The organism is Acinetobacter sp. YH01025 (assembly GCF_013420185.1).
GTDB classification, from domain to species: Bacteria; Pseudomonadota; Gammaproteobacteria; order Pseudomonadales; family Moraxellaceae; genus Acinetobacter; species Acinetobacter indicus.
Genome location: NZ_VOYR01000003.1, coordinates 55,905 through 76,400, shown reverse-complemented (window position 1 = coordinate 76,400; position 20,496 = coordinate 55,905). Strand labels below are relative to the sequence as shown.

The following is a 20,496-nucleotide window of genomic DNA, read 5'->3' as shown; positions in this document are numbered from 1 at the left end:
GTATGGTCACAGTACGTGAACAACTTCCTGGACGATTAAACGAATTGTCTGAGGAAACGACTGTAGAACATGCCGAGCAAGCACGACAGGATCTGGCAGAATGGCTGGACCGGGTTCGTGACATCTTAGATGGGGCAGCATTAGCAAAACTCGAAGAAGTTGCCACCTATACGTTACAAAAAGAGCTGGAAACGACAGTCAAGCACCGGTCCAATACCTTGTATACCGGAATTGAAATGGCCGATATTCTGGCGCATTTGCATGTCGATGAAGATACCTTGTCGGCTGCCATGCTGTACCGCAGTGTGCGTGAAGGGGTGATGACTCTGGAAGAAGTGCGTGAGCATTTCGGTGACAGCGTACATACCCTGGTCAAAGGTACCCTGTCGATGGGTAAGCTGTCCGAGCTGATTGAAAAGAATAAACGGCTGGAAGATCACTTCAATAACAACCAGCGCGAGCATCTGACCGGTATCTACAAAATGCTGATTTCGGTCACTGAAGATGTGCGTGTGGTGCTGATCAAGCTGGCTGAACGTACTTATGCCTTACGTGAACTGACCACAGCGTCCAAAGAGCGTCAGGAGCGGGTGGCGCGTGAAATTCTGACCATTTACTCGCCGCTGGCGCACCGTCTGGGCATTGCCCAGTTAAAATGGGAGCTGGAAGATCTGGCTTTTCGTTATCTGGCGCCGGACCGTTATAAAGAAATTGCGTCTTTACTGAATGAAAAGCGGCTAGAACGTGAGCAATATATCCAGTTTGTGATTGATAAGCTCAAGAGTGAACTGGCGGCGCATGGCATTGAGTCGGAAATTACCGGCCGGGTCAAACACATTTATTCGATTTATCGAAAAATGAAGAGCAAAGACCTGAGCTTCGACCAGCTCTATGACATTCGTGCAGTGCGGGTACTGGTCAAAACCATTCCGGAATGTTATCACTCGCTCGGTATCGTACATCAGCTGTGGCGGCATATTCCGCATCAGTTTGATGACTACATTACCAATCCGAAAGCCAATGGTTATCGCTCGCTGCATACTGCAGTGATTGCTGAAAACAAGTCGCTGGAAGTGCAAATCCGTACCATGGAAATGCATGAAGAAGCAGAACTTGGCGTGTGTTCGCACTTTAACTATAAAGAAGGCAGCAAAACCACCGATCATTCCTTCAATCATCGTTTGCATTCTTTGCGTGCGGTGCTGGAACATTATCAGGAACGTAATGATGCCAGTGCGCATAAGTCCTATGATGAAACTGAAAACTTCGAGCAGCTGCAAGAGTTTGAAGATTTTGAAAAGATTTATGTGTTTAGCCGCGATGGGGATATTAAAGAATTACCGCGTGGCTCGACCGTGCTGGACTTTGCCTACCATGTACATACCGAAGTCGGTAACAAGTGTTATGCCGCGCGGGTCAATCAGCGTTATGTGCCGCTGACCTATACCTTAAAAACCGGTGAACAGGTCGAAATTCTGACCAAGAAAGACCGTGAACCAAACCGTGACTGGCTGGTGAACTCACTTGGTTATATCAAGACTGCGCGGGCGCGTGACAAGTTACGCCACTGGTTCAGACAGCAGGACCGCAGCAAGAATCTGGAAATTGGCCGTGATATTCTGAATAAGGAATTGTCGCGTCTGGCGATTCACCCGAAAAGTATCGACTTGAATGATTACTGCAATCACTTTAATGTCAAACTCGGTGAAGACATTCTGATTGGTCTGGTCAATGGTGAAATCAGCCTGCATGCGCTGATTAACCAGGTTAACCGGCATATGCATCTGGATCAGGATGAACCGGAACTGGTATTAAAACCGACCCTGAATCCGCGAGCCAGCCATACCTTGTCGGCGCATGGTATTCTGATTGATGGTCTGGATAACGTTGAGCTGCATATTGCTCAGTGCTGCCAGCCGGTACATGGTGAATCCATTGCTGGTTATATTACCCTGAATCGCGGCGTCAGCATTCATAAGGTGGCTTGTCCGGATTATGTACGCATGATCAGCCAGGAGCCAGAACGTGCGGTCGAAGCCGACTGGGAAATGCAGCCAACCCGTGGTCAAAGCGTGCAGATTGTAGTGGAAGCCTATGATCGCCGTGGTCTGCTGAAAGATCTGACCCAGGTGATTTTCTCTGATCAGATTAATATTCGTCAGGTGAATACCATTTCCGAAAATGATGGTATTGCCAATATGAAGCTGTTAATTGAAGTCAAAGGGCTGGCGCAACTGTCACGTCTGCTGGCACGTTTGGAGCAGCAGCCGGGGATTATCAGCGCACGTCGTTTGGTACAGGGCAATTAAACTTTCTTTCTTATCTTTGAAAAAACCAGTGATCTTGATCGCTGGTTTTTGTTTATGCATGGAATGCGTGCACATATGAGCGCACAGATCATTTTAGAATTGGCCCGTCTGGCACAGATTGCACCGCAGCAGCCGGCGCTGGAGCGTAAAGCGTACATCCAGCAGCAGAAGCAGGCCATTTATGCTTTTCGTAACCAGCGCCTATCGGCCTATTTAAACGCGCCAATCTGCTTGGAAGATTTTGACCGTACTGCGTATGGCAAGCCGTTTTTGCCTGCGTATCCGCAGCTGGCCCTGAATCATAGTCACAGCCGTCAGCACTATGCACTGGCCTATAGCGAGCAGCTTCAAGATGTTGGGGTTGATGTTGAAGATCTGGATCGCAAGGTGCGCTTTGAGAGTCTGGCCAGGCACATGTTTCATCCGGCTGAATGGGAATTGTGGCAGGCTTATGGCCAGGAGACAGATTACTGGTTTAAGGTCTGGACCACCAAGGAGGCTGTTCTGAAAGCGTCAGGGCTGGGTATTCGCATGAGCCTGAACCAGCTGAATAGCGGGGTTCATCCGCATCAGCAGGGTGGATTCTGCCATCATGAGGGCTTGGGTACGTTTGCCTATCAGCATCTGAAGATTGGTGGCTGTATGCTGACCGTAGCCTGGCGTTCTGAACGTTCCTGCAAGGGATTTCAGTTTCCCAAGCTGCAACTGATCCGCCATTAAAAAAGCCCATCCGGAGATGGGCTTTTGCTGGTATGGGAGGGATAAGAATTAAGGAATTTCTTCCTCTTCAAATTCCGGCTTCACCTGCACAATAAAGTCTTGACGGTTCAGTCCACGCCACAGTGCAAAGGCGGTACCAATATAAATCGAAGAATAGGTTCCGACAAAGACACCGACAAACATGGCAATCGAGAACCATTTCAGGCCATCACCACCCATCAGCATCATCGCCACCACCACCAGTAACAGCGTCATCGAGGTGTGGATGGTACGACGTAAGGTTTCGGTTAAGGCAATATTGACCACTTCCAGCGGCGAAGCGCCACGAATTTTACGGAAGTTTTCACGAATACGGTCCGAGACTACAATGTTATCGTTGAGCGAGAAGCCGATAATTGCCAGCAGGGCTGCCAAAACGGTCAGGTCAAATGGCCATTGCATCATCGCAAAAATACCCACCGTCACGATAATATCGTGGAACAGGGACAGTACCGCACCCATCGCCAGTTTGAACTCGAAGCGGATGGTGACATAAATCAGCATCAGGATCAGTGCCAGTGCTACGGCACCTGCAGAACGTACATACAGCTCGTTACCGACCTGACCGCCGACCACATCAACCTTGGTTACATCAGCGCTGTTGCCCGGCAATTGTGCCGCGGCGGTAATGGTCTGGGTCAGGTCTTCGACTTCAATCTCGTCCTGCACCGGCATACGCACCATCAGGTCACGTTCAGAACCCAGGGTCTGTACCACCGGATCACGGAAACCGGCCTGCGTCAGGGCAGAAGAGACATCGCTGGCTTTCACCGGATTGCTGTAGTTCAGCTCTGCGGCAATACCGCCGGTAAAGTCCAGACCCAGATTTAAGCCTTTGGTGGCAATAAAGAAGATGCTGGCCACGGTTAAAATGATCGAAAGCAATGCCGCCGGCAACGCAATCTTCATAAACGGAATGACGCGCTCATCATCCGGACGGCCGTATTTTTTCGGATTCAGTTGAGTATTCTCAGTCATCATCGATCTCCTTAAATGCTCAACTTTTTCAGGTTACGGCGTTTGCCATAAATGATCTGTACAATCGCACGGGTTACGGTAATGGCCGTAAACATCGAGCAGACAATACCAATCATTAGGGTCACGGCGAAGCCTTTAATCGGACCGGTACCAATCGCGAACAGAATGAACGCCACCAGGAAGGTGGTTAAGTTCGAGTCGAAAATGGTGTTATAGGCCCGGTCATAACCAGCCACAATGGCCTGTTTCGGTGAGGCCCCCCATTTGATCTCTTCCCGTATTCGCTCACAAATCAGGACGTTGGCATCGACCGCCATACCAATGGTAATGACGATACCGGCAATACCCGGTAAGGTTAAAGAAGCACCAATCCATGACATCACTGTCAGGATCATCGCCAGGTTAAACACCAGCGCGAAGTTGGCAATCACACCAAACAGACGGAAGAACACCACCATCCAGATCGCAACCAGAATAAAACCGATCTGGGTCGAGGTTACGCCCTTGTCGATATTTTCCTGACCCAGACTAGGACCAATCACACGTTCTTCAACGAAGTACATTGGCGCAGCCAGGGCACCGGCACGTAGCATTAATGCCAGTTCAGCCGCTTCTTGCGGTGAATCCAGACCGGTAATCCGGAACTGTGAACCTAATACCGCCTGAATGGTTGCGGCGTTAATCACGACTGATTCGGTGTATGGGGTACGCACTTCAGTCTGGACGCCGGTTTCCGGATCAGTTACATAGCTGATGCGCTGCTTGTTCTCAATGAACAGTACCGCCATACGTTTGCCGACCGCATTACGGGTCGCGTCTGCCATCAGCTTGCCGCCTGCAGAGTCGAGGGTAATGTTTACCTCGGCGCCGCCAGTATCCTGACTAAAGCCACTCGATGCATTCTGTACGCGCTCACCGGTTAAAATACGGCTACGGTTCAGCAGCAACTGACGGCCACTGTCGAGCGATTCAAAGGCAAAGGCTTCAGTGCCCGGTGGTAAGGTCTGGCTGCTGAGCTGACCGGTATACGGGTCAATGTGCTGATCATTCAGGTCAGAGACCAGACGGAATTCCAGGTTCGCAGTACGACCCAGAACACGCTTGGCTTCAGCGGTATCCTGTACACCCGGCAATTCCACCACAATACGGTTGCTGCCTTGGGTTTGGACCAGCGCTTCGGCCACACCTAACTCGTTAATACGGTTACGTAGCGTGGTCAAGTTCTGGTTCACGGCATAGGATTCAATTTCCTGCTTGCGCGTGTCGGTATAGGTCAGGCGCAACATGGCACCATCTGTGGTGGCCAGTGCCTGCTGGTTAAACTCGTTGCCGTTACGGCGCAAGAAGTCCATTACGGCTGAGCGGTCATCATTGTTGGCGAACTGCACGGTAATGGTGTTGTTATTCAAAGACAGGCTGTTGAATTTCAGCTTGTTGTCGCGCAGTTGGCGACGCAGGTCAGTCGCAGAGGTTTCCAGGCGCTGGCTGATGGCCTTGTCCATATCCACTTCCAGCAGGAAGTGAACACCACCACGCAAGTCCAGACCCAGTTTCATTGGCTTGGCGCCAATTTTCTGTAGCCATTCAGGAGTGGTTGGCGCCAGGTTGAGGGCCACGACATAATCATCACCCAAGCCCTGACGTAATGCATCTTTGGCTTTAAGCTGTGCTTCGCTTGAGTCCAGACGCAACAGGGCTGCGTTATTGGTAAAGCTGTTGTCATGGCTGGCAATATTTTCTGATTTTAGAATTTGCTCTGCTTTTTGTACGATGCTTTGGTCAATTTGGGTACCGGCTTTGGCCCCAGAAATCTGAACCGCAGGTTCATCTGGATACAAACTTGGCAGGGCATATAATGTACTCACCACCAGAACCACAAGGATGAGTAGATATTTCCATGCTGGGTAACGCATTTAATTTTCTTCTTAAAATGAAAAAGTCGTGCGGGCGCACGACTAATTTTTGATTAAAGGTTGTTTAATGTGCCTTCAGGCAGAACTGAAATCACACTGGCACGCTGAATTTTTACTTCTACGCCGCGGTTCAGTTCAACCACTGCAAAATCACCTTCAAGTTTGGTGATTTTACCCATCAGGCCACCAGCAAACACCACTTCGCTGCCTACGCCCAGGCTGTCGATCAGGGCGCGGTGTTCTTTGGCACGTTTTGATTGCGGGCGCCAAATCAGGAAGTAGAAAATTGCAATAAATACTGCAATCATCAAAAGGTTAGCAACCATGCTTGGTTGTTGTGCAGCTTCACCTGCTGCGTGAGCAGTAGAAATAAAAAGGCTCATTTCATTTTCCTAAACTAAAAACTGGAATCAATAACATTGATAATAAATTGACTTGTTCTGCAATTTACCCTGTCTTTTTCTTCAGCGCAAATACTGAAAAGATTAATCTTGCGGACAAGGCGGCACATCCAGACCGCGACGGGCGTAAAAGTCCTGTACAAAGTCATCAAAAGTGCCATTGTCCAAGGCATTACGGATATCTTGGGTAAAGCGTTGGTAATAGCGCAGGTTATGGATGGTACCGAGCATTGAACCGAGCATCTCGCCGCATTTTTCCAGATGGAACAGGTAGGCGCGGGTAAAGTTCTTGCAGGTATAGCAGTCACAGTGCGGATCGAGCGGGCTCTGGTCATGACGGTATTTACTGTTACGAATCCGTACCAGACCATCGGTCACGAAATAATGACCATTACGGGCATTACGGGTTGGCATTACGCAGTCAAACATATCGACACCGCGGCGAATCCCTTCCACGATATCTTCCGGTTTGCCGACACCCATCAGGTAACGTGGTTTATCTTCCGGCATTTTGTTCGGCAGATAATCCAGTACCTTGATCATTTCTTCTTTTGGTTCACCGACTGACAGACCGCCAATGGCATAACCATCAAAACCGACTTCTAGCAGACCATTTAAAGACTCATCACGTAAATCTTCATACATCCCGCCCTGAATAATCCCGAACAGGGCATTTTTATTTTCAAGGACATTGTGATGATGTTCTTTACAGCGTTTGGCCCAGCGTAACGACAGCTGTAAAGATTTCTGTGCTTCTTCATGGGTCGCTGGATACGGCGTACATTCATCAAAAATCATGACGATGTCTGAGTTCAGAACCTTCTGGATTTCCATGGAAATTTCTGGAGAAAGGAATACTTTGGAGCCGTCAATTGGTGAACGGAAAGTCACGCCTTCTTCTTTAATCTTGCGCATGGCACCCAGACTAAAGACCTGGAAACCGCCAGAATCGGTCAGAATCGGCTTGTCCCATTTCATGAATTCGTGCAGGCCACCATGTTCTTTAATGACATCCAGACCTGGACGCAAATACAGATGGAAGGTGTTGCCTAAAATAATTTGTGCTTGAATGTCTTCAATATCACGCGGGAGCATGCCTTTAACGGTGCCATAGGTGCCGACAGGCATAAACACAGGGGTTTCCACCACACCATGTTCAAGAGTTAAACGACCACGACGGGCGCGCCCCGACTGACCTAATTTCTCAAACTTCATATATGTTCCAAATCAAGGCGAAAAAACAGTTCGCTGATTGTTCATGCTAAAAGTGGACTATTTTCCTAGATTATGCACGGAATTACCAGTTGAGATACGTTTTCCTTGGTAAAAATTACGAGTGAATATTTTGCTCAAATTCATTGTGCTTATATGGCGTAAATTTCTGAATATGCGGGTAATTTCTTCTTTATTGGTTTACTTTATTTTGATTTTATATTGTGAGTAAGTTTTATTTATTTTTGCTCAACTACATGGTTGTGTCAAAGCTGAAGAAGAAAATGTCAATAAGACAGAACAAATTGTAGTCAAAGCTCACTTAAGTTGTTACATTGTAATTAAAATAAATTCATAGGGTGGGCTATGAGTGAAATAAACAGTGCATTAAAAGAAGACCAATTCTATAAAACGCTTTTGGAAACCACGAATGCAATTCCCTGGCAGATTAACTGGAAAACCAAAGCTTTTAGCTACATCGGTCCACAAATTGAGCCTTTACTGGGTTGGACGCAAGACAGTTGGAAAACTGCACAAGATTGGATTGATCGGATGCATCCTGAAGATCGAGATAAGACCGTAAATATGTGTGTGAGTTTGTCTGATCAAGGTACAGACCACGAAGCTGATTATCGTGCCTTAACCGCTACAGGAGATTATGTCTGGATTCGTGATGTGGTGCATGTGATTCGTGAAAATGATGAAACTGTAGCGATTATCGAGTTTATGTTTGATATTTCTGCACGTAAACAGATGGAGTTGGAACTCGAAGCATTGAGTCGTAAAAATCTGGCTTTGAGCTTACAAGACCCGCTGACCTTGGTTGCTAATCGAAAGGCGCTCAGCGAGTGTATAGAGAATGAATTTAAACGAGCTTCACGTCATCAACATGCCTTGTCTATGCTGTTTATCGACATCGACCATTTTAAGCCTTATAACGACAATTATGGGCATTTGCAGGGTGATCACTGTTTGATTAGCGTGGCGCAGTTGCTTAAACAACACTTTGCGCGTGCATCTGACTTTGTGGCTCGCTTTGGTGGTGAAGAATTCGTGGTGCTATTGCTTGAAACGCCGCTGGCAGATGCCGTGCAACTTGCTGAAAACTTTAGGCAGGCAGTATATGCACTGGAAATTCCACATACCAAGACGGGGGAAATCACCCAAGTCACTGTGAGTATTGGCGCAAATAGCTATCATCAAAATCAGCAGTATCACAATGTGGTCGATTTTCTGCATTCAGCCGATGAATTATTGTATTTGGCAAAAAATAAGGGGCGTAATCAGGTGCAGTATCTGACACAGTCAAGTGTTTAGTTGAAATCTGAAAAAAACAGCAAGCTTCGTGCTTGCTGTTTTATTGACCTATCAAAAATAACTTAAAAGTTTGGACGATAATCAAAACTTTGCGCTGCACTGTTATCACGAAAAGCGCGCACTGGTTTTTTGGCTGTGGTTGCCGTATTGATCATGTTGTTAGGAAAGACCTGAATATAATTATTAAATAGTTCGACATTGCGGTTATAAATAGTAATTGCAGCACCGACATTTTCATTCTGCTCATCAATTTCATGCATCATTTTTAAATACAGTTGATCGGCTTTTAACTCAGGATAATTTTCGACCACCACATTCAAGCTGCGCATCAATTCTTTGCTTAAGGCTTCAACACGTTGTAATTGATGAACATCAGCATTGGTGATGTTTAGGTTCATAATATTTTGACGCAGTTCAGTCACTTTTTCTAAAGTACCTTTTTCCATGCCTGCATATTGTTCGACCACTGGCGCAAGTTCTTCGAGTGTTTTTAATTTCTGTCGTTCAAAACTTGTCACATCTGCCCAAGCGCGGATAGTAGCGTTGTGGTGGCGTACGATATTGTTACGAATCATGATACCTAGAATCACCAATATGATAACAACCAAAAGAAAAATTGCGATACCCATGCTTTGCCCCAAGATGATTTTCTTAGTCTAGAAAATCGACCAGATCTGTCTGTAATTGTTCTAAATAAGGTAATTTAAAAGTGCGTAAGTGTCCACGCAATGCGGAAATATCTTGAATATTTTTTGCTCTACTGGAAATTTCAAACAGGTTGCGATTGCCTAAAAAACACAGCGTGTTACGCTCAGGGTGAAATAACAAATCACCTTGTTGATGCTGAAAAAAATCATCTAGTTTTAACACCATTGCAGGGCTGAGCGTACGCGCCAGTTGAATTGCATCACTACCAAAAAAATTGAGTTTTTGATTTAGACAAATATCACTGGTATGCCACGGCACATGATAAGGCGCACCAAAGGATTTATTGTTTGAGGTCACTGCTAAACCTTGTAGTTGCACATCAAAGACAAATACGCCCGATAAATAGCGCACGACTTCACGAACTTTGTAGTCATTGCCATTTTGATCTTTAATGCGGGTTTCGCTGACATAGCGATATTCAAACACCAAAACCTGATGCTGCTTGCCTTGTTCATCTTGCCAAACAGTACTGGCGTAACGGCGAATTTCATTAGACAGATTCCCTAAATTAAATAAGGGAAACAGACTTTTTAAATGAGCAATCAAATAAACGGGTTGTAAGGTGCGGGAAAGATGTTGCGGCGGTTGCTGCCATGCCAGTTGATAGCGTTGCGCAATGCTTTCCTGTTCTAAAAAAGTGATAACTTCTTCAATGGGGTCGTCTTGCTCATAGGTAATAAATGCCCAAAAAATACAGACTACACCAATCAGTAAACAAAATTGCAGCCAAATATTGCTCGGTTGAATCAAGAGCAATAAGCAGAACAACACCCCTATAATACCAAGCAAAATAGGCAAAACATTTTCAAACTTGAGGGTGATGTCATCTTGCCAAGGGTGCAAACCATCCAAAATTTCTTGATGGCTTTGCGCTTTTTTTCCTATATCCCATAACCGAGCGATATTGCGAAATACCCGCTGATTCTTCTTACGTCGAATATGAATGGAGTGTTTCACGGTATCGAGCGGCATGGCGATATCTTTTACAGTTTGAAAATTAAGACTGAGCTTGATCAATCAGCATGGCATCGCCATAACTAAAGAAACGATAGCGTTCAGCCACAGCATGTTGATACGCCCGCATGACATTTTCACGGCTCGAAAGCGCAGACACCAACATTAATAAGGTGGATTCAGGCAAGTGGAAATTGGTGATCAAACGATCCACCACTTTAAATTTATAGCCCGGATAAATGAAAATCTGGGTATCACCGGTCCAGGCGGCCAGTGTGCCGCCATGTGCCTGTGCTGCACTTTCGACCGCACGGGTGGCTGTGGTACCAACTGAAATGACTTTATTGCCACGTGCTTTGGCCTGCTGGATCATCTCCACAGCGGCGGCTGGTACATCACACCATTCGCTGTGCATGATATGGTTTTCAATATCAGTGGTGCGTACCGGCAGGAAGGTTCCAGCGCCCACGTGCAAGGTTACAAAGGTTTTTTGAATGCCTTTGGCTTCAAGCTTGGCCAGCAGTTCGGCATCAAAATGCAGGCTGGCAGTCGGGGCGGCAACACTGGCCAGTTTGGTTGGATCATTAAATACAGTTTGATAGCGTTCGGTATCAATCGCTTCTGCTTCACGGTTAAAGTACGGCGGAATGGGCAGGGCGCCGTAGCGATCCAGCACCTCTAGAATGGGCTGGGAAAACTCGACAATAAACAGGTTCTCATGCCGGCCTTGTACCGTGACTTTCACTTCATCTGGACCAATGAAGAGTTCAGCACCGGCTTTTGGAGAATTGCTGGCTTTAATATGACAATGCGCAATAAACTGATCTTGCATGCGTTCGACCAGCACTTCCACAGCACCACCGGTAGCACGTTTCCCTCTCAGGCGAGCTTTCATGACTTTGGTGTCATTTAAGACCAGCACATCGCCAGCTTCAAGTAAGTCGACAAGATCGGTAAATTGATGGTCTTGATACTGACCTTCGGCATTGACATGCAGCAGGCGTGAGGCGCTGCGCTGTTCCAGCGGGTAACGGGCAATCAGTTCATCAGGGAGATCGAAATTAAAATCAGAAAGTTGCATGGTTAAATAAATGCGCAAAACAATAACAGGATTGGGCGTAGTATATGCGTTTTTTGGTTTTATCGCTGAAATTGCCTAATTATAAGACAAAAAAAATCGGGTTGATTTATTTTTAAACAAATATGGGAGGCGAGCGTTGACAAGCGGGTGAAACAGTTTATTATACGCATCAACACCTTCCCGAGGTGGTGAAATTGGTAGACGCGGCGGACTCAAAATCCGCTGTCAGAGATGACGTGTCGGTTCGAGTCCGACCCTCGGGACCAGTTACCTAAAAAGGCTCTAAGCACATTAAGACTTAGAGCCTTTTTTTATTGTTTAAAATAAATAATCTGCGTTAACCATTCGTTCAAAACTCAATGACTTCATTAGCCTGATTTCAGGTGGTCATTCTGGCAAATAAGTCCCTAAATGAGTACCTGATTTTCCCTTGTTTTTCATGGTGAAATCAGATGGCTAAAATTACAAAACCTCCGACCCTCGGGACCACAGATTCTAAAGAACCCCAAGCATATTCAGACTTGGGGTTTTTTATTGCCTGAAAAATAAGAAGAATCAGATTATTCTAAAAAATGTTCGGGTGTCGTAACGTGGAAAGGATGAATAATCAAGATACCTATCAAGATATAAGTAAATAGCTCCACCTTTTACGGCATCACTGAATGGTTAAATTCATCCCTGATCGCTTGTTAATCTAATGGTATTAAACATAAAAAACCGGCGCCTTAGCACCGGTTTTTTTATGAGCTGACTAACAAAGGTCAGTCAAATTCAATTTAAGCTTGTAATGAAGCCAGCGTTGCATTCAAGGTTTCGCTTGGACGCATCACGGCATTTACTTTCGTTTGATCTACCGCGTAGTAACCGCCGATATCTACTGATTTGCCTTGGACTTCTGCAAGTTCAGCCACGATTTTCTCTTCATTTGCAGCTAAAGCTTGTGCAAGTGGAGCAAATTTCGCTTTCAGTTCAGCATCTTCGTCTTGTGCAGCAAGTTCTTCTGCCCAGAATTTTGCCAGGTAGAAGTGGCTGCCACGGTTGTCCAGCTCGCCAGTACGACGTGATGGAGACTTGTCGTTGTCCAGCAGCTTGCCTGTTGCAGCATCTAAAGTCTTCGCCAGAAGTTTCGCTTTCGCGTTGTCTTCTTTAATGCCAAGCTCTTCTAGAGATACCGCCAGTGCCAGGAACTCACCTAAAGAATCCCAACGTAAGTGGTTTTCTTCAACCAGCTGTTGTACGTGTTTCGGCGCAGAACCACCAGCACCTGTTTCGTACATACCGCCACCAGCCATTAACGGCACGATTGACAGCATCTTCGCAGATGTACCTAGTTCCATAATCGGGAACAGGTCAGTCAGGTAGTCACGTAAGATGTTACCGGTTACAGAAATGGTATCCAGGCCACGAGCAACGCGCTCAAGCGTATAACGCATTGCACGGACTTGTGACATGATCTGGATGTCTAAACCGTCTGTATCGTGATCTTTCAGGTATTTTTGTACTTTCTTGATCAGTTCATTTTCGTGTGGACGGTACGGGTCTAACCAGAAGATAGCTGGCATACCAGAGTTACGTGCACGTGTAACAGCCAGTTTCACCCAGTCGCGGATTGGTGCATCTTTCACCTGACACATACGCCAGATGTCGCCTTCTTCCACGTTTTGAGACATCAACACTTCACCTGTTTCCAGATCCGTGATGTTGGCAACACCCGCTTCAGGAATTTCGAAAGTCTTGTCGTGTGAACCGTATTCTTCCGCTTTTTGCGCCATCAGACCAACGTTAGGCACAGTACCCATGGTACGTGGGTCGAAGTTACCATTCCATTTACAGAAGTTGATCATTTCCTGGTAAATACGCGCGAAAGTCGATTCTGGCATTACTGCTTTACAGTCGTAAGGCTTGCCGTCAGCACCCCACATTTTACCGCCAGAACGGATCATTGCTGGCATAGATGCGTCAACAATTACGTCGTTCGGAGAGTGGAAGTTAGTGATGCCTTTTGCAGAATCCACCATCGCCAGTGCAGGACGGTGTTCTTGACACGCGTGCAGGTCTTCGATGATTTCTTCACGTAAAGAAGTTGGCAGGGTTTCGATCTTCTCGTAAAGACCGGCCATACCATTATTGACATTAATGCCTAACTCGTCGAACAGTTTGCCATGTTTTTCGAAAGCATCTTTGTAGTAAATTTTCACACAGTGACCGAATACGATCGGGTGTGAAACTTTCATCATGGTCGCTTTTACGTGTAAAGAGAACAGGATGCCGGCTTCTTTACAGTCATCCAATTCTTTTTCATAGAAGTCGCAAAGCGCTTTTTTGCTCATGAACATCGAGTCGATGATTTCACCGTCTTGCAGCGCAACTTTTGGCTTCAGAACAATGGTTTCACCTGACTTGGTGATCAGTTCCATTTTCACGTTACGCGCGCGGTCTAAAGTCATGGACTTTTCGCCATGGTAGAAGTCGCCTTCGTCCATGTGAGAAACGTGAGTTTGTGACCACTGTTTCCACTCGCTCATTGAGTGCGGGTTTTTCTTCGCGTAGTTCTTTACTGCAGTTGGTGCGCGACGGTCAGAGTTACCTTCACGTAATACCGGGTTTACTGCAGAGCCCAGGCATTTGCCATAACGGGTCTTGATTGCCTTTTCTTCCTCAGTGGTCGGGTTTTCAGGGTAATCAGGAACCGCATAGCCTTTAGACTGAAGTTCTTTGATACATGCAGTCAACTGAGCAACAGAAGCACTGATGTTTGGAAGTTTGATGATGTTCGTATCTGGATCTTGTGTAAGACGACCTAGCTCTGCGAGGTTGTCAGTGACCTTTTGCTCGTCGGTGAGGTAGTCAGAAAATTCTGCGAGCACGCGTGCGGCCACGGAGATGTCACTTTTAACGATCTCTACGCCGGCCGGCTTAGTAAAGGTCTCAATAATCGGCAGCAGCGAATAAGTCGCCAGTAATGGCGCCTCGTCAGTCAGTGTGTAAATGATGGTTGACTTTCCACCAGCCATATATAGCCCCTTGCGTTGATTGAGTTTTGAGGGGGTGAAAGTGATGAATCAGCCCCTGCGAACCGGTTTGCTTAAGTAAAACCTTGAGAGTATCGACCCTCAAGCCTTTTCAGTCAACGTAATATCCGTGATAACGACATTTCGCTGAAAAATGATGCATTTTAATTCGTGATATTTGTGCCTGATTTGAATCCACACTTGCCTGTTTGGGGAAGAAAAACACTCAAAGAGCCGCCTTTTTTCCTTCAAACTCGATCATTCCATCCAGCACATCTGCGTATTAGATTTGAATGATTAACCTGATTTTTTCAATACCAATAAGACAGATTGATCATGTGATGACGATTCACTGATCAGGCGGATATATTATCGTCCAAAAACATGAACAGAAGATGTAAAACTAAAGTAACGTGGTAAACCCATTATCCGGTGAAAATTAACCAGGAAATTCCCTTAAAAATCCGATGAATTTACAGAAATCATACCTATCATAACACTGAAAAAAGTGTATAAAATGTGCCAATTTATTTTTAACCAAAATCAGTTAAAGTAGCTTGCTGTTTAAAAAGAGATAAACAAAAAGTAGTGAATTTATTTAATAAATGTAATGAAAATATACCTTTTTTTAAAATTTTTTCAGGTTACAAATTAATGAAGGAGTTTGGTTTATTCTTTTGGGTTTGGTGTTATATTCTCTGTTAAAGTTTGTTAACCGGGCTGAGCAATCGGCTTTAAAAATGGCCTAAATATTCTATAAGAATGGATCTCGGATGAGGCAGATATGAAGTTGCAGTTGCTTGAAATAGGTTCAGAAACTGAACAGCTGAGTGCATGCAGGTTGTCTCTGTTATTGGGGGTATTTACTGCCACCAATCAGATTGAGCGTTTTTTATCATCTGCCCGTAAAATTTTAGGGGTAGAGCATTCCGCACTGGCCTTCGAGGGCGAACCCTATTTATGGTATGCCCATCAGGACTGTTTTAAAGCCTTTATTGCACCCGATCATATCCAGATTGTCGAACTGTTTGATGGTCAGGACTGCATTCATACCGAGCATCCCCACTATATACAACTGGTTGAGCGTGTTGGCTCTTTAGGCGTAGAAGCAAAACGCTTTATGGCCTTTGATCTGAAAATGTCCGATGGTCGCTCGATTGGACAGATTCTGTTTTTCGACCAGAACGAGCAGTCTTTTTCGCTACAGGCGATTGAAATTCTCAGTGATCTGGCCACCAACCTGGTGAATTATCTGGAGTTAAAAGCCGACCATACCGAGCTGAAAGAAATGTATGAGCAGCAGGCTGCACTGAATTTCAGTAAAACCAAATTTTTTCAGATTATTGCGCATGACTTAAGAGCGCCGTTTCATGGCTTGCTCGGTTTTTCCGAAGTTCTGGCACAAGAACGCGAAACGCTAGATGATTCCAGTGTGCAGAATATTGCCGACTATTTATATGATACTGCGCAATCGACCTATAACCTGCTGGAAAGCCTGTTGAACTGGGCCATGGCAGAAGGCGGCCGCTTTATCTATCATCCAATTAACTTTAAGCTGCAACAGTCGTCGAAAATTGTCTGTGATGTGCTGAACAGTCTGGCGGTGAAAAAGAATATTCAGCTGATTAACCAGATTGATGATGACATTAAAGTCTATGCCGACATTAATATGATTACCTCGGTTATCCAGAACCTGGTGTCGAATGCGCTGAAATTCACCCCGACAGATGGTACCGGCAAGGTGACTTTACGCGCCGAACAGGCAGACGATAGCGTACACATCTATATTCAGGATACCGGCCTGGGCATGAGCCAGTCGCAAATGGATCAGCTGTTCCAGGCTGCGGTCACGGCCAGTAGTAAAGGTACGGCGGGTGAAAAAGGTACCGGTCTGGGCCTGGTACTGTGTAAACGTTTTGTCGACCTGAACAAAGGCGAAATTGTGGTGGAATCTAATGAAGGCGAAGGAACCACCTTTATTGTGACCTTGCCGCAGGCCACCAGCGCGCATCAGGCTTTAATGCCGGAAGATATACAGTTCGAAAAAGTAAAAATGTAGAAAACGCAATTTTCTTTTCCCCTCTAGCCAGACTCCTGATATAACTAGAAAAAACAGTCAGCTTTGGGTGTGTGAATGAATACGGAACAATTGCGCAAAACCTTAGGTGCCAGCCAATATGCAGAACAGGTATTGGCCAAGCACCAACCCCTCTTAGAACAAGATTATGCAGTTGACCGGTTTTTAACCCCTTTAAGCACCCAGCAGATTCAGCACACCGTGCAAACGACCTTGCAGGATATTCAGGATGAAACCGAGTGGATGCGTAGTCTGCGGATCTTACGTGCCCGGTTGATGTTTCGCTGGATCTGGCAAGATGCCAACCAGTTAACCGATGTGGTCACCCTAACCCGTGAACTGTCCGATTTCGCCGATGTCTGTGTAACAGCAGCCAAAGATTTTGCCCGGGCTCCCTTGGTGGCCAAGCATGGCGAGCCGGTGGGCTATAACGGTAAAGTACAGGACCTGATTGTGATTGCCATGGGTAAACATGGCGCGCAGGAACTGAATTTATCCAGCGATATTGACCTGATTTTTGCCTTCGATGAGCAGGGCGAAACCAACGGTCGTAAATGTATTGATGTGCAGCAGTTCTGTATTTTATGGGGACAGAAACTGATTTATCTGCTCGACCATATCACCGCCGATGGCTTTGTGTTCCGGGTCGATATGCGCCTGCGTCCCTGGGGCGATGGTTCGGCCCTAGCGATTAGCCATGTGGCGCTGGAAAAATATTTAAGCCAGCACGGCCGTGAATGGGAACGCTATGCCTGGATCAAGGCACGCATTGTCACCGGAGGCAAAGAAGGGGATGAACTGCTGGAGATGACCCGGCCGTTCGTATTCCGCAAATATGTTGATTACACTGCCTTTGAAGCCATGCGTGAAATGAAGGCCATGATTGAGCGCGAAGTGCAGCGTCGTCATCTGGAAGATGATATTAAACTCGGCGCTGGCGGGATTCGTGAAGTTGAGTTTATTGTGCAGGTGTTTCAACTGATTTATGGTGGGTACAAGCTGGAGCTACAAGACCGGCAATGTCTGGTCAGCCTGAATCATCTGGATGAAGCTGAATTGCTGGACAGCAAAGCCGTGGCCGAGCTGGAAGATGCCTATTTATTTCTGCGCCGGGTTGAACATGCGATTCAGGCGCTGAATGACCAGCAAACCCAGTCCTTACCGACCGAGCCAGAATTGCGTCAGCGTTTGATCAGCACTTTAGGTTTTGCGAGCTGGCCAGATTTTATGGCTTTTCTAGATGAAAAACGCGCCAAGGTCATCTATCAGTTTGAGCATTTAATTAAAGAAAAAGAACCTGATCCGCTGGTCGAAAGTTTTAGCCAGCTGGAACAGCGCCTGAATGAAGTGCTGGATGATCAGGCCAAAAATCTGGTGCATGAATTCTGGTATGGACATGCGCTGAAAAAATTACCGGCCAAAGCGGTACAGCGTCTGAAAACCTTCTGGCCGCATCTGGTCGAAGCAGTGTTGCAGTCAGATATGCCGCAAGTTGCGCTGGTACGGTTGATGCCGTTGGTGGAATCGGTAATGCGCCGTACCGTGTATCTGGTGATGCTGATTGAAAGCAAAGGCGCATTGCAACGTCTGGTAAAAATGGCCACCGTCAGTCCATGGATTTGTGAAGAGCTGACCCATTATCCGGTGCTGCTGGATGAATTTCTGTCGATGGATTTTGAATTGCCGAAACGTCAGGATCTGGAAGATTCCTTGCGTCAGCAATTGCTACGGATTGAGGTCGATCAGGTCGAAGACCAGATGCGGGTACTGCGCCTGTTTAAAAAATCCAATGTACTGGCAGTGGCAGCCAGTGATGTGCTGGCCGAAAGTCCGCTGATGAAAGTTTCCGATGCGCTCACCGATATTGCCGAAGTGTCAGTCAATGCTGCTTTGCATCTGGCTTATCAGATTACCGCGAAAAAACATGGTTTCCCGCTGGATGCTGAAGGCCAGCGCTGTACGCTGGATCATATGGCTTTTACCGTGATTGGTTATGGCAAGGTAGGCGGGATTGAACTCGGTTATGGCTCAGATCTGGATCTGGTCTTTATTCATTATATGGATGAGCAGGCCGATACCGACGGGCTCAAACCCATCAGCGGTTTTGAGTTTGCGATGCGGGTGGGGCAAAAGTTTGTGTCATTGATGACCACTCAGACTTTAGATGGCCGCGTTTATGAAGTCGATACCCGGTTACGTCCGTCTGGGGAAGCAGGATTACTGGTCACCAGCCTGAAAGCCTTTGAGCATTATCAGCTAAAAAGTGCCTGGCTGTGGGAGCATCAGGCGCTGGTGCGCGCGCGCAGTATTGCCGGTGAACGCTGCCTTCGGGACAAGTTCGAGCAACTACGCTGCCGGATTCTGACCCAGCCACGTGAACAAGCGCATGTGCGTGCCGAAGTGCTGAAAATGCGCCAGAAGATGAAAGACCATCTCGGTTCATCAAATGAGCAAAAAAAAGATGGAATTTTTCATTTAAAACAGGATGCAGGTGGTATCGTTGATATCGAATTTATGGCACAGTATGCGGTGTTAGCGTGGAGTGGGACGAATAAAGATCTCGCCCATTACTCCGACAATGTACGAATCCTTGAGGATGCCGCAAAGACAGGTTGCTTATCCAGCAACGATGCGACTGCTCTGATTCAAGCTTATCTCCGTGAACGCGCAGAGAGCCACCGCTTAGCCCTTGCAAATCAATCCATGCAAGTGTCTGCAAGCGACTGGCACGATACCCGAATGACCGTTTGCAAGTTATGGCAAAGACTGATTGATCCAGCTGCAGCATTTGCACTGGAGAGTGAATAATTGTGAAAAATTGGAGTTTATGGCATGAATTTGGCTGATCGTGATGGTTTTATTTGGCAAGATGGACAACTGGTTGACTGGCGTGAGGCCAAAACTCACGTGTTGACCCATACCCTGCATTACAGCATGGGTGTGTTTGAAGGTGTCCGTGCCTATGAAACCCCGAATGGAACGGCTATTTTCCGTCTAAAAGAGCACACAAAGCGTTTGTTAAATTCTGCAAAAATTTATCAAATGAAAGTGCCATTTGATCAGGCAACTTTAGAGCAAGCACAAATTGATGTGGTGCGTGAAAATAAACTGGCATCTTGCTATTTACGTCCAATCATCTTTATTGGTTCTGAAAAACTCGGTATTGCGGCAACAGACAACACTATTCATGCCGTGGTTGCAGCGTGGAGCTGGGGTGCTTACTTGGGTGAAGAGGCAATGGCGAAGGGTATTCGCGTAAAAACCTCATCATTTACCCACCATCATCCAAACGTGACCATGTGTAAAGCCAAAGCGTCTGGTAACTATACGCTGTCGATTCTGGCCCATCAGGAAGTGGCGCATTCAGGTTATGACGAAGCGATGCTGCTGGATCCACAAGGTTATGTGTGTCAAGGTTCGGGCGAAAACGTATTCCTGGTTAAAGATGGTGTGATTCATACCCCAGATATCGCTGGTGGTGCGCTGGATGGGATTACCCGTCAATCGATTATTACCATTGCTAAAGACTTGGGTTATGAGGTGGTTGAGCGCCGTATTACTCGTGATGAATTCTATATTGCCGATGAAGCCTTCTTTACGGGTACGGCTGCAGAAGTAACGCCTATCCGTGAATACGATGACCGTCAGATTGGGGAAGGTGTTCGTGGTCCAATCACCACGCAAATCCAGAAAGCCTACTTTGATGCAGTGCAGGGCAAAGACCCGAAATATGCACACTGGTTAACTTATGTAAAATAAGTGCAAACTGTAAAAAA

General features: G+C 46.4%; 14 protein-coding genes and 1 tRNA gene. 7 read left to right on the top strand and 8 right to left on the bottom strand.

Annotated features, from left to right (window positions below):
* The first annotated feature begins 2 nt into the window (after positions 1–2).
* On the top strand, positions 3–2,309 hold the full coding sequence (locus tag FTT89_RS04450; RefSeq protein WP_168380005.1) for a bifunctional (p)ppGpp synthetase/guanosine-3',5'-bis(diphosphate) 3'-pyrophosphohydrolase: 2,307 nt from the start codon (positions 3–5) through the stop codon (positions 2,307–2,309).
* A gap of 75 nt (positions 2,310–2,384) precedes the next feature.
* Complete coding sequence (locus FTT89_RS04445) at positions 2,385–3,029, top strand: 4'-phosphopantetheinyl transferase superfamily protein (protein ID WP_257226641.1); 645 nt, start codon at positions 2,385–2,387, stop codon at positions 3,027–3,029.
* Between the two features lie 48 nt (positions 3,030–3,077).
* On the opposite strand, the gene secF is transcribed toward FTT89_RS04445, so the two are convergent.
* The 4 genes from secF to tgt form a co-directional block, all read right to left on the bottom strand.
* Positions 3,078–4,049 carry a protein translocase subunit SecF gene (gene secF / locus FTT89_RS04440; RefSeq protein WP_171065090.1) on the bottom strand — a complete coding sequence of 324 codons (972 nt, stop codon included), beginning with the start codon at positions 4,047–4,049 and terminating at the stop codon, positions 3,078–3,080.
* 8 nt (positions 4,050–4,057) lie between these two features.
* Entirely contained in the window at positions 4,058–5,959 is a 1,902-nt protein-coding gene (gene secD / locus FTT89_RS04435) for a protein translocase subunit SecD (RefSeq protein ID WP_180048495.1), read from the bottom strand.
* A gap of 53 nt (positions 5,960–6,012) precedes the next feature.
* Entirely contained in the window at positions 6,013–6,342 is a 330-nt protein-coding gene (gene yajC, locus FTT89_RS04430) for a preprotein translocase subunit YajC (RefSeq protein ID WP_005180065.1), read from the bottom strand.
* Between the two features lie 102 nt (positions 6,343–6,444).
* The gene (tgt, locus tag FTT89_RS04425; RefSeq protein WP_045796613.1) at positions 6,445–7,575 is read right to left on the bottom strand and encodes a tRNA guanosine(34) transglycosylase Tgt; all 1,131 of its coding nucleotides are present in this window, start codon (positions 7,573–7,575) and stop codon (positions 6,445–6,447) included.
* Positions 7,576–7,938: 363 nt separating this feature from the next.
* On the opposite strand from tgt, the gene FTT89_RS04420 reads away from it, so the two are divergent.
* Positions 7,939–8,889: a sensor domain-containing diguanylate cyclase gene (locus FTT89_RS04420; RefSeq protein WP_180006609.1), complete on the top strand. Its 951-nt coding sequence runs from the start codon at positions 7,939–7,941 to the stop codon at positions 8,887–8,889.
* A gap of 62 nt (positions 8,890–8,951) precedes the next feature.
* On the opposite strand, the gene FTT89_RS04415 is transcribed toward FTT89_RS04420, so the two are convergent.
* Genes FTT89_RS04415 through queA form a run of 3 tightly spaced genes read right to left on the bottom strand, consistent with a single transcriptional unit; the run spans position 8,952 to position 11,632 of the window.
* A complete protein-coding gene (locus FTT89_RS04415; RefSeq protein ID WP_075174849.1) occupies positions 8,952–9,518 on the bottom strand; it encodes a LemA family protein in 567 nt (188 codons plus the stop codon).
* A gap of 22 nt (positions 9,519–9,540) precedes the next feature.
* Positions 9,541–10,569 carry a hypothetical protein gene (locus FTT89_RS04410; protein ID WP_160240993.1) on the bottom strand — a complete coding sequence of 343 codons (1,029 nt, stop codon included), beginning with the start codon at positions 10,567–10,569 and terminating at the stop codon, positions 9,541–9,543.
* 25 nt (positions 10,570–10,594) lie between these two features.
* Positions 10,595–11,632 carry a tRNA preQ1(34) S-adenosylmethionine ribosyltransferase-isomerase QueA gene (gene queA, locus FTT89_RS04405; RefSeq protein WP_180006610.1) on the bottom strand — a complete coding sequence of 346 codons (1,038 nt, stop codon included), beginning with the start codon at positions 11,630–11,632 and terminating at the stop codon, positions 10,595–10,597.
* A gap of 179 nt (positions 11,633–11,811) precedes the next feature.
* On the opposite strand from queA, the gene FTT89_RS04400 reads away from it, so the two are divergent.
* Positions 11,812–11,898, top strand: a tRNA-Leu gene (locus FTT89_RS04400).
* Positions 11,899–12,408: 510 nt separating this feature from the next.
* Here FTT89_RS04400 and FTT89_RS04395 read toward each other — a convergent pair.
* Positions 12,409–14,646: an NADP-dependent isocitrate dehydrogenase gene (locus tag FTT89_RS04395; RefSeq protein ID WP_180006611.1), complete on the bottom strand. Its 2,238-nt coding sequence runs from the start codon at positions 14,644–14,646 to the stop codon at positions 12,409–12,411.
* A gap of 781 nt (positions 14,647–15,427) precedes the next feature.
* On the opposite strand from FTT89_RS04395, the gene FTT89_RS04390 reads away from it, so the two are divergent.
* The 3 genes from FTT89_RS04390 to FTT89_RS04380 all read left to right on the top strand — a co-directional run bounded on the left by FTT89_RS04390 (position 15,428) and on the right by FTT89_RS04380 (position 20,479).
* The gene (locus tag FTT89_RS04390) at positions 15,428–16,702 is read left to right on the top strand and encodes a sensor histidine kinase KdpD (protein WP_104490084.1); all 1,275 of its coding nucleotides are present in this window, start codon (positions 15,428–15,430) and stop codon (positions 16,700–16,702) included.
* 75 nt (positions 16,703–16,777) lie between these two features.
* The gene (gene glnE, locus FTT89_RS04385) at positions 16,778–19,528 is read left to right on the top strand and encodes a bifunctional [glutamate--ammonia ligase]-adenylyl-L-tyrosine phosphorylase/[glutamate--ammonia-ligase] adenylyltransferase (protein WP_180057621.1); all 2,751 of its coding nucleotides are present in this window, start codon (positions 16,778–16,780) and stop codon (positions 19,526–19,528) included.
* Between the two features lie 24 nt (positions 19,529–19,552).
* Positions 19,553–20,479, top strand: coding sequence for a branched-chain amino acid transaminase (locus FTT89_RS04380; protein WP_075174843.1), 927 nt, complete (start codon positions 19,553–19,555; stop codon positions 20,477–20,479).
* The last annotated feature ends 17 nt before the right edge of the window (positions 20,480–20,496 follow it).